Source organism: Arthrobacter sp. ISL-5 (genome assembly GCF_018613835.1).
In the GTDB taxonomy this organism is placed as follows: domain Bacteria; phylum Actinomycetota; class Actinomycetes; order Actinomycetales; family Micrococcaceae; genus Arthrobacter.
The window spans coordinates 17120-29582 of sequence record NZ_JAGGPM010000035.1 but is presented as its reverse complement, the minus strand read 5'-3'; the positions used below and the strand labels follow the sequence as shown (position 1 = coordinate 29582).

The 12463-nt window shown below is 66.6% G+C and carries 10 protein-coding genes; 7 read left to right on the top strand and 3 right to left on the bottom strand.

Going from position 1 to position 12463, the window contains the following annotated elements; all coding sequences use genetic code 11:
• Window positions 1–87 precede the first annotated feature (87 nt).
• From J7I89_RS18970 to J7I89_RS18955, 4 genes are all read left to right on the top strand, one after another.
• Window positions 88–1494 carry a hypothetical protein gene (locus J7I89_RS18970; RefSeq protein ID WP_214973468.1) on the top strand — a complete coding sequence of 469 codons (1407 nt, stop codon included), beginning with the start codon at window positions 88–90 and terminating at the stop codon, window positions 1492–1494.
• A gap of 291 nt (window positions 1495–1785) precedes the next feature.
• Window positions 1786–2898, top strand: coding sequence for a serine/threonine-protein kinase (locus J7I89_RS18965; RefSeq protein WP_374102031.1), 1113 nt, complete (start codon window positions 1786–1788; stop codon window positions 2896–2898).
• The gene (locus J7I89_RS18960) at window positions 2895–3365 is read left to right on the top strand and encodes a mucin-associated surface protein (RefSeq protein WP_308159967.1); all 471 of its coding nucleotides are present in this window, start codon (window positions 2895–2897) and stop codon (window positions 3363–3365) included. The genes J7I89_RS18965 and J7I89_RS18960 overlap by 4 nt, the downstream gene beginning before the upstream one ends.
• Before the next feature lie 172 nt (window positions 3366–3537).
• Entirely contained in the window at window positions 3538–4272 is a 735-nt protein-coding gene (locus tag J7I89_RS18955) for an SRPBCC family protein (protein ID WP_214973465.1), read from the top strand.
• A 125-nt stretch (window positions 4273–4397) separates the two neighbouring features.
• Here the strand turns inward: J7I89_RS18955 and J7I89_RS18950 are convergent, their stop codons facing one another.
• The gene (locus tag J7I89_RS18950; RefSeq protein WP_214973463.1) at window positions 4398–6617 is read right to left on the bottom strand and encodes an NADP-dependent isocitrate dehydrogenase; all 2220 of its coding nucleotides are present in this window, start codon (window positions 6615–6617) and stop codon (window positions 4398–4400) included.
• Window positions 6618–6932: 315 nt separating this feature from the next.
• Here J7I89_RS18950 and J7I89_RS18945 point away from each other — a divergent pair, with 315 nt between their 5' ends.
• Together J7I89_RS18945 and J7I89_RS18940 are read left to right on the top strand one after the other, a co-directional pair.
• A complete protein-coding gene (locus J7I89_RS18945) occupies window positions 6933–7943 on the top strand; it encodes a serine protease (RefSeq protein ID WP_214973461.1) in 1011 nt (336 codons plus the stop codon).
• 49 nt (window positions 7944–7992) lie between these two features.
• Window positions 7993–8139: a hypothetical protein gene (locus J7I89_RS18940; RefSeq protein WP_214973842.1), complete on the top strand. Its 147-nt coding sequence runs from the start codon at window positions 7993–7995 to the stop codon at window positions 8137–8139.
• 63 nt (window positions 8140–8202) lie between these two features.
• Here the strand turns inward: J7I89_RS18940 and purH are convergent, their stop codons facing one another.
• Window positions 8203–9873, bottom strand: a complete 1671-nt coding sequence (gene purH / locus J7I89_RS18935; RefSeq protein ID WP_214973459.1) for a bifunctional phosphoribosylaminoimidazolecarboxamide formyltransferase/IMP cyclohydrolase — start codon at window positions 9871–9873, stop codon at window positions 8203–8205.
• 163 nt (window positions 9874–10036) lie between these two features.
• On the opposite strand from purH, the gene J7I89_RS18930 reads away from it, so the two are divergent.
• Window positions 10037–11389, top strand: a complete 1353-nt coding sequence (locus J7I89_RS18930) for an MFS transporter (protein WP_214973457.1) — start codon at window positions 10037–10039, stop codon at window positions 11387–11389.
• A 73-nt stretch (window positions 11390–11462) separates the two neighbouring features.
• Here J7I89_RS18930 and J7I89_RS18925 read toward each other — a convergent pair whose 3' ends face one another.
• Window positions 11463–12410 carry an endonuclease domain-containing protein gene (locus tag J7I89_RS18925; protein WP_214973455.1) on the bottom strand — a complete coding sequence of 316 codons (948 nt, stop codon included), beginning with the start codon at window positions 12408–12410 and terminating at the stop codon, window positions 11463–11465.
• Between the last annotated feature and the right edge of the window lie 53 nt (window positions 12411–12463).

Genomic DNA, 12463 nt, shown 5'->3' with positions numbered 1-12463 from the left:
TGGGCCCTTTCTGCCATTCCTTGTGCAGAGATACGGCCAATCGGGCTGCCTTGAGCGCCTGACAACAACTCTTCAGGAGACATCAAAATGCACCAGAATCTTCGCAGGGGCCTACTGGGCACCCTGTTTGCGGGCGGGCTCTTGGCCCTAGGCGCAACCGCGGCAAACGCGGACACAACCATCACGGGCGCGGTCACGGTCGCGCATGATTCCGCCACGGCGGACCTCACTGCTTCGGCGTCGTTGGGCCTGCTGGGTGGCCCAACGCCGTCGAATACTTCCCTGGCCGGTGCTGATGACACGGCACTGGTCGACGTCAACCTCGGCAATACCGCGGGAAGCGGCACCGGCACGACCGCTGCCGGCCTCGTCGACGTCAACCTTGGCAACACCGCGGGAAGCGGCACCGCCGCCGCCGCCCTCGTCGACGTCAACCTCGGCAACACCGCGGGAAGCGGCACCGCCACGGCACCGGTAACCGACGCGACCGCCGTCGTCGACGTCAACCTCGGCAACAACACAGGAACAGGCACCAGCACGGCACCGGTAACTAACGCCGCAGCCGTCGTCGACGTCAACCTCGGCAACACCACAGGAACCGGCACGACTGCTGCCGGCCTCGTCGACGTCACCCTTGGCAACACCGCGGGAAGCGGCACCGCCGCCGCGGCCCTCGTCGACGTCAACCTCGGCAACACCGCGGGAAGCGGCACCGCCACGGCACCGGTAACCGACGCGACCGCCGTCGTCGACGTCAACCTCGGCAACAACACAGGAACCGGCACAACCGCCGACGCCCTCGTCGACGTCAACCTCGGCAACAACGCAGGCACCGGCACCACCACGGCACCGGTCACCGACGCGTCCGCCGTCGTCGACGTCAACCTCGGAGGCTCTGGTCTCTTGGATGATGCAGGCGCGGCTGCCGAAGGTGCAATCAACCTGGGGCTCGGCACCGGTACGGATTCTTCCGTCAATCTCGGCATCGATCTGGGTGTCGGCCTCGGCGGAGGGTCCGTAGTCACGCCTCCTTCGACGGATCCCGGTGACGGGACAGGAACGGGCACGGATCCCGGTGACGGAGCCACCGACGGAACGGGCACGACTGACGGAACCGGCACCACGGATGGAACCGGCACCGACGGAACCGGAACCGGGACGGGCACCGGCGAGACCGGTACCGGCACCTACGGAACCGGAACCGGGACGGGCACCGGCGAGACCGGTACCGGCACCTACGGAACCGGAACCGGGACGGGCACCGGCGAGACCGGTACCGGCACCGGCACGGCTTCCGGGGCAGCCTCGGGAATCGCAATTCTGCCCGCAGGTTCGATGACAACCGGCGCCTCGGCATCGGCGGCGACCTCGGCCCAGACGGCAGGCGGCAAGCAGTCGCTCGCCAACACCGGTGCGAACGCTGATCTGTTGCCGCTGGCGCTGGTCCTCCTCGCCGCCGGCATGCTGATGGTTCTCCGGGGGAAGAAGGCCTAGCCACACAGGCACGGCCCGGGCTTCAGGCCCGGGCGAACACAGGACCGCAGTCGACGGTCCGGCTCCGACTGGTCTTTGGACGCTCCGGAGCCGGGCCGCCGGCACGGCCATGTTCACCGCGAATCATCCTGCGAATCCGCTGGCGGTCTCCGCACTTGCATGAGCGTATTACCCTCAACCGGAGCCACTGCGGATAAGGACGGCAAAGTGTTGGAAGATTCGCCCGGCGGGGTGACAGTTGAAGTACTGGGCGGACGCTACAGGCTCGGAGAAGTCATCGGCCGCGGAGGCATGTCCTCGGTCTACACAGCCCGGGATGAGAACCTCGGCAGGGACGTTGCCCTGAAGCTGTTCGCACCCCAGGCGGCGGACGCCGATGAACTCAAGCGGCAGGAAGCCGAGATCGAGCTGCTGGCCACGCTGAACCACCCGAGCCTGGTGACGCTGTTCGACGCCGGCGTTGACACTCGCATCCCGGACCAGCCAAGGCCGTTCCTCACCATGGAGCTCGTCGAGGGCCAGGACCTGCGCGGCCGCCTGCGGCACAGCCGCGTCCCACTCGACGAGCTCGCGGTGATCGGCGCCGGGATCGCCGACGCCCTCGCCTATGTCCACGGGCTGGGGATCATCCACCGCGACATCAAGCCGGCCAACATCCTCCTCGTCCAGGTCCGGCCGGGGGAACCCCTTCGCCCCAAGCTGACCGACTTCGGCATCGCCCGCATCGTGGACGCCACCCGGCTTACCGCAACCGGGACCATGGTGGGCACCGCAGCGTACCTTAGCCCCGAACAGGCCATGGGCTCGCCGCTCTCACCGGCCACGGACATCTACTCACTGGGCCTCGTGCTGCTGGAATGCATCAAGGGAACAGTCGAATACCCCGGCGGCGCTGTGGAATCGGCAGTGGCCCGCCTGCACCGCGCGCCGGAAATTCCCGAGGACCTCCCTGCGGAGTGGGCGCATCTCCTGGCCTCCATGACGGTCATCGAACCGGCGGACAGGCCGACGGCCGCCGAGTTGGAGATTGCCCTCCGCCAAGCCCTGATTTCACCGGAATCGGCACCCGGGGAATTGGTCGAGGAACATACCAAGGTCCTGCCCGCCCTGCCGTCGCGGCCGCCGTCCTCCGTGCTTCCCGCCGGTTATAGCGCGGCGCAACAGCCTGCCGATGACTCCGGCACCGCAAACATGCAGGGCCGCTCACGTCCGGCCGGCGTGCAGTGGCGCAGCCGGCGCTTCCTGCTGGCTTCGGCGCTGGGCGCGGCGGCGCTGCTCGGCGGAGTGGCCGCGGTGACGGCCGCCGTGACTTCGCCTACAACGCCCGACGTCGTCACGTACCCCACCGTGACGGGAACGCTGGGCGACCACCTCGTCGAGCTGCAAAAAAGCGTGGAGCCGTGATCCGGCGCGCCAGTGCCGGGCGGCGGCGAGCCCCGGGGATCCGCGCGTCTGCCGCTCTGGCGGGCTGCCTCCTCGCCGCGGGGCTCGCCGGCTGCGCGGGGCCGGCCCCGGAGCTGGAGGGGAACGCGGCGGCCGAGCTCCAGCAGCGCGTTCTGGCCGTCACCAGTGCTGCCGCCGGCAGCGACCCCGCCACGGCCCTCAAGTCGCTGGACGGGCTGGCGTCAGAGCTCGACGCCGCCGCTGCCGCCGGCCAGGTTTCCTTCCGGCGGCATCAGAGCATCACCGTGGCCATCAACGCCGTGCGTGCCGACCTCACGGCTGCGGCCAAGAAGGCAGCCGAGAAGCCGGCAGCACCAACTCCTGCTCCGACCACACCGCAGACTGTTGCGCCGGCATCCGGGAACTCCGGAAAGGGGAATGCCAGGGACGACGAGTACGGGGCGGACTCCGACAACGGCAAGGACTAGTTTCAGCGGTGAAAGGAATTCGATATGTGGGCCTCAGTTAGTTTTCGTCAGTAAACTTACTTTCTGTCTTCAATTGCTGTCCGGTTCCCGATACGTTGGTGGTGTTCCATCCGAACACGCAGGTATCAGAACCACGGGCTGACCGCCCGCACGCTGAAGGAGTGAACTACGCATGGCAACTGTTCAGGAATCCATCGACGTCAATGTCCCGGTTCGCCAGGCCTACAACCAATGGACCCAGTTCGAGGACTTCCCACGTTTCATGAGCGGCGTCGACGCCGTGCGCCAGCTCGATGACACCACTGTTCATTTCGAGACCAGCATCGCCGGCGTCAAGCGCGAATACGACGCCCAGATCACCGTTCAGGAACCCGACCAGCGCGTGACGTGGGAGAGCCTGAACGAGCCCCGCAACGCCGGCACCGTCTGGTTCGAGTCCCTGGGGCCGGACGAAACCAAGGTGAACGTCGAGCTGACCTGGGAGCCGGAATCAGCGGTGGAGAAAATCGGCGCCGCCGTTGGCCTCGACTCGCGCCAGGTTGCGTCTGACCTGAAGAAGTTCAAGAAATTCATTGAGAGCCGCGACTCTGAAACCGGCGCCTGGCGTGAAAGCGTCAACGAGGGCGACGTGGAGGGCCAAGCCGGGGTATCCGGTACTGCTGGAGCGGGCACCGGCTACGGAGCTGCCGACGACGGCACGGGCTACGCGTCCGGATCCGGCATGGACGCCGTCCCCGGCCGCACCTACGAGTCGGGCGACACCTACGACGCCGCCGCCACCGAACGGCCCGTCGAAGCGGACCCGGATCTCGCCGTCGACGCGCCCTACGGCGACACGGAAACAGGTGAACCGCGGATAGATACTCGGCATACGGACACCCGCCGCGACGAGACGCCCGACCGTTAGGAACAGCCCGCCGGGACGGGCAGCCATCCTGCCGTCCGGGCTGACGGCAAATAGACCAAAGCGCCCCGCCACTCGTTCGAGTGGCGGGGCGCTTCGGTGGTCAAACCAGGGCAAGCTGCCTGGGGTCAGCTCAGGCTGGAAACAACCTTGTTGAGCGTTGCCGACGGCCGCATGACAGCGGCGGCCTTGGCGGCGTCGGGCCGGTAGTAGCCCCCGACGTCGACGGGCGAGCCCTGGACCTCCAGCAGCTCGGAAACGATAGCCTCTTCGTTGGACGCCAGAGCCTCGGCGACCTCGGCGAAGGACGATGCCAGCTCGGCGTCCGCGGTCTGCTTGGCCAGCTCCTGGGCCCAGTAGAGCGCCAGGTAGTAGTGGCTGCCGCGGTTGTCGAGCTCGCCGACCTTGCGCTTCGGGGACTTGTTTTCCAGCAGGAAGGTGCCGGTGGCGCGGTCCAGGGTGTCGGCCAGGACCTGGGCCCGGGCGTTGTCCGTGGTGTTGGCGAGGTGCTCGAAGCTGACCGCCAGGGCCAGGAACTCACCCAGGCTGTCCCAGCGGAGGTGGTTTTCCTGCAGCAGCTGCTGGACATGTTTGGGGGCGGATCCGCCGGCGCCGGTCTCGAAGAGCCCGCCGCCGTTGATCAGCGGAACGACGGACAGCATCTTGGCGCTGGTGCCGAGTTCGAGGATCGGGAACAGGTCCGTCAGGTAGTCGCGGAGCACGTTGCCGGTGACGGAGATGGTGTCCTCGCCCTTGCGGATGCGCTCCAGGGTGAATGCCGTGGCCTTCTCCGGGGACATGATTTCGATCTGCAGGCCCTCGGTGTCGTGTTCCTTGAGGTATTCGCGGACCTTTTCGATCAGCTTGGCGTCGTGTGCGCGGGTCTCGTCAAGCCAGAACACGGCAGGAGTCTTCGAGGCGCGGGCGCGGGTGACGGCCAGCTTGACCCAGTCGCGGATCGGCAGGTCCTTGGTCTGGCAGGCACGCCAGATGTCGCCGGGCGTCACTTCGTGTTCGATCAGGACAGCACCGGAGCCATCCACGATCTGCACCTTGCCGGGAGCCTGGATTTCGAAGGTCTTGTCGTGGCTGCCGTACTCCTCCGCGGCCTGAGCCATGAGGCCGACGTTCGGCACGGTACCCATGGTGGTGGGATCGAAGGCGCCGTTGGCGCGGCAGTCGTCGACGACCACCTGGTAGATGCCGGCGTAGGAGCTGTCCGGAAGCACCGCGAGGGTGTCGGCTTCCTTGCCGTTCGGGCCCCACATGTGGCCGGAGCTGCGGATCATGGCCGGCATGGAGGCGTCCACGATGATGTCGCTCGGGACGTTCAGGCTGGTGATGCCCTTGTCCGAGTCGACCATGGCCAGGGCGGGGCCTTCTTCCAGGCCCTTCTTGATGGCGGCCTGGACGCCTTCGCGGACATCCTCGGGCAGGTCGTCCAGTCCGCTCACAATGGCGGCGAGGCCGTTGTTGGGGCTGATGCCGGCAGCGGCAAGCTGCTTGCCGTAGGTGTCGAACAGTTCGGAGAAGTACGCCTTGACCACGTGGCCGAAGATGATGGGGTCCGAGACCTTCATCATGGTGGCCTTCAGGTGCGCGGAGAAGAGCACGCCCTCGTCCTTCGCCCGGGCAACCTGGGCGGCGAGGAACTCGTCCAGCGCTGCGGCGCGCATCACGGTGCCGTCGATCACTTCGCCGGCGAGAACAGGGAAGGCCTTCTTCAGGACCTTGACGGTGCCGTCTTCGCGGACCAGCTGGACTTCGATGGTGCCGTCGGCCGGGACCACCACGGACTTTTCGTTGGAGCGGAAGTCATCGGCGTCCATGTGCGCCACGTTGGTCTTGGAGTCTGAGGACCATGCCCCCATGGAATGCGGGTTCTGGCGGGCGTAGTTCTTCACGGACAGCGGTGCTCGGCGGTCCGAGTTGCCCTCGCGCAAGACGGGGTTCACGGCGGAGCCCTTGATCTTGTCGTAGCGGGAGCGGATGACAGTCTCTTCGTCCGACGACGGGTTGTCCGGGTAGTCGGGCAGCTTGTAGCCCTGGGCCTGCAGCTCCGCAATGGCCGCCTTCAGCTGCGGCACGGAGGCAGAGATGTTGGGCAGCTTGATGATGTTGGCTTCCGGCTTCTTCGCCAGTTCACCGAGTTCAGCCAGGGCGTCGCTGATCCGCTGCTCTTCGGTGAGGTAGTCGCCGAACACGGCGATGATGCGGCCGGCCAGGGAAATGTCGCGGGTTTCCACCTGCACGCCTGCGGTGGAAGCGAACGCCTCGACGATGGGCAGGAACGAATATGTGGCCAGCATCGGCGCTTCGTCGGTGTGGGTATAGATAATTTTGGCCATGCTCGGGCGTCTCCCTGGAGGTCGGCTGTATGTGGAATCCGGTCTATTTCACCAACCTCTAACTTACCTGAGGACACCGTGCAGGACCCTACGAAGGTGGCCCGGATCACCTCCGTGACCTCCACCAGCTGTTACTGGGGCGGCTGATCCATTGTCCGAAACCCTGCGGAGCCCTATCTTTAGCTCATGAAGGAAAACCGCTTCGGCGGCTGAACGTAACCAGCGAACCCCTTGCGGCGGGGAAATATCGGCACCACCCCTACACTCGGCAGGCACCACCACCGCCCGCCTTCCACCCCGATAGGTAGGACCGCAATGACGAGGAAGAAGACTCTGGCGACCAGCCTCCTGAGCCTGTCGACTGGCTTGATGCTGGCGCTGTCCGCAGCCGGCGGCGCAACCGCTGCTCCTGCAAAGACGCAGGACTCCGGCCAGCCGCAGGTCACCAGCACCGCAGTTTCCAATTCACCGACGGACCAATACTGGACGCCCGAGCGGATGCGGGCCGCCGTTCCCGGCGATGTCCTGGCTGACAAGGCGGTTGCCCGTCAGATCAACACAGGCCTTTCCGCCACTTCCGACATCGCGGAAAGGGGCTCCAGCACAAAGATTGCGGGCACCCCAGCAATGGTCACGCAGCAGGCGCTGCACACCGACGTTGCCCCGATTAACCACATCGGCAAGGTTTTCTTTACTATGGCCGGCGCCAATTACGTGTGCTCCGGAAATTCGGTGGTCTCCGAGAACAAGAGCACCGTCGCCACGGCCGGCCACTGCGTCAACGACGGCCCCGGCGCCTTCGCCAAGAACTTCGTCTTCGTTCCGGGTTACGTCGACGGTACAGCGCCACTCGGAAAATGGCCTGCCAAGAAGCTCTACGCCCCGTCACAGTGGAGCAAGTTGGGGAACATTCAGTACGACACGGGATTCGCCGTGGTCGCCCAGCTCGACGGCCAGAGTCTGGCCGACGTAGTAGGCGCGTCTGGCGTTCAGTTCAACCAGCCGCGCGGGATGACCTATACCTCGTACGGATACCCGGCTGCGGTCCCGTTCACGGGACAGACCCTGGTCAGCTGCACGGGCAAGGCCGGCACTGACGCCATCAATCCCCAGTTCAAAACCCAGGGCATTCCGTGCGACATGACCGGAGGTTCTTCAGGCGGCCCATGGTTCATCCAGGGCGCCACCGACGCCGAGCGCGACTCCAACGGCTACCAGAACTCCATCAACAGCTACGGCTACGGCACGCGGTCCACCACGATGTTCGGACCGTACTGGGGTCAGACCATAGAGAAGGTCTACAAGAATGCCTCGTCCGCCGGCTGACGGCACCGGGCCGGCTGAATCGCTGCCCCATGATGAACGGGATGAAGCCGTGAGCCACTCCGATGTGGGCCAGACGCCGGAGGAGGTCCTGGCGTACTGGACGCCCGAGCGGATGGCCCAGGCAAAGCCTCGGGAGATCCGGCTCCCTGGGGCGGATAGCGACGCCGAGGCGGAAGGCCAGCCCGAGGACAACTGAATCAAGTTAACGCCCGACGGCGGCCGTCCCCTTAGGGGGGCGACCGCCGTCGGGCGTTGCTCGTTAGTGGAAGAAGTGGCGCGCTCCGGTGAAGTACATGGTGATGCCCGCCGCGTTGGCTGCGGCGATGACTTCCTCGTCCCGGACGGAACCGCCGGGCTGCACGACGGCGCGGACGCCGGCGTCGATCAGGATCTGCAGGCCGTCGGCGAACGGGAAGAACGCGTCGGAGGCTGCAACAGCGCCGCGGGCACGCTCCGGTGCGCCGCTCGCGTCGGCATTCGAGGCACCGCCGGCTCCATCGACGTCGGACTGCACGTTCACGCCCAGCGTGTTGGCGCGCTCGACGGCCAGCTTGCAGGAATCGAGCCGGTTGACCTGGCCCATGCCGATGCCGACTGCGGCCCCGTGATCGGCCAGCAGGATGGCGTTGGACTTGGCGGCGCGGCAGGCGGTCCAGGCGAAGGCGAGGTCCGCCAGCGTGGCGTCGTCGGCGGCTTCACCGGCGGCGAGGGTCCAGTTGGCCGGGTTGTCGCCGTCGGCGTCCACCTTGTCGGAGATCTGGACGAGCACGCCGCCGGAGACCTGGCGGATTTCAGCCGGGTAGCGGTCGTAGCCCTCGGGCAGCGCCAGGAGGCGGATGTTCTTCTTCTTGGAGAGGATTTCCACGGCCTCGGGCTCGAAGCCCGGCCCGATGACGACCTCGGTGAAGATGCCGGCAACGGTGCGGGCCATGTCGGCGGTCACGGTGCGGTTGGCTGCGATGACGCCGCCGAACGCGGAGACGGGGTCACAGGCGTGCGCCTTCGCGTGGGCGTCCGCGATCGGATCGGCGGCGTCGGCGGAGCCCACGGCCACACCGCACGGGTTGGCGTGCTTGATGATCGCGACGGCCGGCTCGGCGAAGTCATAGGCGGCACGCAGGGCGGCGTCGGCGTCCACGAAGTTGTTGTAGCTCATGGCCTTGCCGTGCAGCTGGTCGGCCTGGGCGATGCCCGCGGGGGCGGCCTTGTCCACGTACAGGGCGGCCTGCTGGTGCGGGTTTTCGCCGTAGCGGAGCACCTCGGAGCGTTCCAGCGCCAGGCCGGCGTAGGCGGGCCAGTCGATCACGCCATCGCCGTCTTCGTCGAGGAACTGGCTCGCGGTCCAGGTGGCAACGGCGTTGTCGTACGTGGCCGTGTGCGCGAAGGCACGGGCAGCGAGCCTGCGGCGGGTCTTCAGGTCGAAGCCGCCCTCCGCCGCGGCGCGGACAACCTCGCCGTAGAAGTTCGGGTCAACCACAATCGCGACGGCGGCATGGTTCTTCGCGGCGGACCGCACCATAGCGGGGCCTCCGATGTCGATCTGTTCCACCACGTCATCCTGCGCGGCACCGGATTTCACGGTCTCCACGAACGGGTACAGGTTCACCACGACGAGGTCGAACGGCTCGATGTCCATGCTGGCGAGGGTTTCCATGTGGGCCGGCACGCGGCGGTCCGCGAGGATGCCGCCGTGGACCCGCGGGTGGAGGGTCTTGACGCGGCCGTCCAGCATTTCCGGGGAGCCGGTGACTTCCTCGACTTCCTGGACCGGGATGCCGGCGGCGGCGATCTTCTTGGCCGTGGAACCGGTGGAAACGATCCTGACGCCCGCTGCGTGCAGGCCCTTCGCGAGCTCCTCCAGACCGGTTTTGTCGTAGACCGAGATCAGGGCTCGGCGGATGGGAACACGGTCAAGCTGAGTCAAGCTCACAAAAGTCTCCGTCGTTGTACACGGTTGGGGCCGCGGCTGGTGGGGATACCGCCAGTTTATCGCGTCGCCGGCACTGGTCTCCCTGCGGGCCCCCTGCCGGCCGGAGTGTGAAGGCGGCGCACCCCGGGCACGCCGCAACGTAAGGTTTAAACAGGAGGCCGAGATGAACATTTACACCACTGTGCCCAGCGGCGAACAGGTGGTCCAGGAATTGCCGTGGCGCTGGAAGGTGCAGGGCAAGATCTTCGTGATCGGCGGCCTGGGATTCATGTTCGATGCGTGGGACGTGACCCTCAACGGCATCCTGATCCCCCTGCTGTCGAACCACTGGCAGCTCACCCCCGGTGAGGCCGGCTGGATCGGCACGGCCAACCTGATCGGCATGGCCCTCGGCGCGTTCATCTGGGGCACCATCGCGGACACGATCGGCCGGAAGAAGGCCTTCACCGCCACGCTGCTGATCTTCTCGCTCTTCACGGTGCTCGGCGCATTCTCCCCCGATTTCACCTGGTTCTGCGTGTTCCGGTTCGTGGCCGGCTTCGGCCTGGGCGGCTGCATCCCGGTGGACTACGCGCTGGTGGGTGAATTCACGCCCAGGAAACAGCGCGGCAAGGTCCTCACAGCGATGGACGGCTGGTGGCCGGTGGGCGCCGCGCTGTGCGGCTTCGTGTCCGCCGGGCTGGTGGCGGCCTTCGCTGACTGGCGCCTCACCATGCTGGTGATGGTGCTGCCGGCCCTGCTCGTGTTCTGGGTGCGCCGCAGCGTGCCCGAGTCTCCGCTGTTCCTGATCCGCAAGGGCCGCCGCGAGGAAGCCGCCAAGGTGATCGACGATCTGGTCCTGGCCACGGGAGCAGAGCCGCGCGCCTACAGCCTGCCCGATCCGCAGGCCGTCCCGCGGCTTTCGCCCGGCAGCGCGTGGCAGCAGCTGCGCGGCGTCTGGCAGTTCAACTGGAAAATCACGGCGGCGTCCTGGTCGCTCTTCTTGAGCATCCTGCTGGTCTACTATCTGTCACTCACGTGGATGCCTCGGATCCTGATCGGCGCCGGGTTCGCCGAGTACAAGGCGTTCCTGACGACGGCGGGAATGGCCGCCGTCGGGCTACTTGGCGTGGTGGCGGCGGCGCTGCTGGTGGAGCGCGTGGGCCGCAAGTGGCTGCTGGCCATTACCGGACCGCTGTCCGCCCTGATCCTGGTGATCGTGGCGTTCGTGGTGGACATTCCGACGGCGGCCGTGTTCTGGCTGCTGGTCTTCGGGTTCGTGGTGCAGGTGGCCATTCCCGTCCTGTACACGTACGTGTCCGAGCTTTACCCCACCGAGCTGAGGGGATCGGGCTTTGGCTGGGCGTCAACGTTCTCGCGGCTGGGTGCAGGCTTTGGCCCGCTGATCTTCGCGAACTACTTCTGGCCCCAGCTCGGGCTGGCAACGTCCTTCGCGCTGGCCGGCGGCCTGGTGGTGCTGGCCGTGCTGTGGATGATGTTCTTCTCCCCCGAGACCCGTCAGCGCCGCCTCGAGTAACGCCTGTCCCTCCCTTCCCAACTAGCTCGCATTTAATGTCGTTTTGAGGCCTCAAAACGACACCTATTGCGAGCTAGTTGGGTGTCCAGCCGCGGTCTCGGAGCGCGGAACGGACCTTTGCCACGGCCAACCGTGCGTCGTTCTCCATGTGTCGCTTCGAGATCCTGACCAGCAGCCAGCCTGCGCGGCTGAAATCCTCTTCGCGGGCGATGTCCCTGACGATCTGCCCGGCCTCGGAATGGCCTTCGCCGTCGTATTCCACCGCCACGCGGTGCTTGGGGTACGCCAGATCAGGTTGGCGTTCGACGCCGTCCCGCAGTTGCGTGCGCACATTGAGTTGCGCTTCCGGCAGGCCCGCCCGCTCCAGTGCCAGCCGAAGCCGCGTTTCCGGTGCCGAATCCGCGCCGATGCGTGCCAGCTCAAGGGCAAGCCTCGCCTTCCGGATTCCCGGTGTTCCTTTGTGCCTGTCCAACATGTCTGCCAGCTGTGCGGGCGTGGCGTGCGGCTCCGCTCTGCCTTCGAAGTCCGGCCGGGGAATCCGAAGGAGGTGGTCCGCCACGACGGTTAGCTCGTCAACGCTCATTTTCCTGGCGACATCCAGCCACGTCCGCGTACGGCTGGTGACCAGCAGCCCGTCGACGCAGACTATCTCGTCCTCGGAGAACTGCCCCACATGGCCTACCACCCCGGTACGGCGAGGAATGGCCATGGTGTCCGGACGCGATATGTGAATCCGGGCATCGCCCTGTCCGGGCAGGAATCCCGGGAACGACCAGAAGGTGAAGGCCGTGGCGTGTGAGGCGGCCGAAAATTCCGTGACAAGTGTGAAGGGCCGGACCTCGTCCGGAAGGCTGATGCCGAACGGGCGCGGCGAGATGACGCCGGGCGCCCGTATGCCCCGGCTGGGCGAGTACAGCGCCCGGTGCCGCAGCCGCCGTCGGCTGACTCCGACGTCGACAGCCTGCTGACAAGTAAACGGCACCAACGCAAACGGCTCCGGCAGCGGTCGAGGGGTCTTCACCGCACCATCGTTGCAAACCTGGAACCCGCCTCAGCAGTTATCCACAGGGCAAT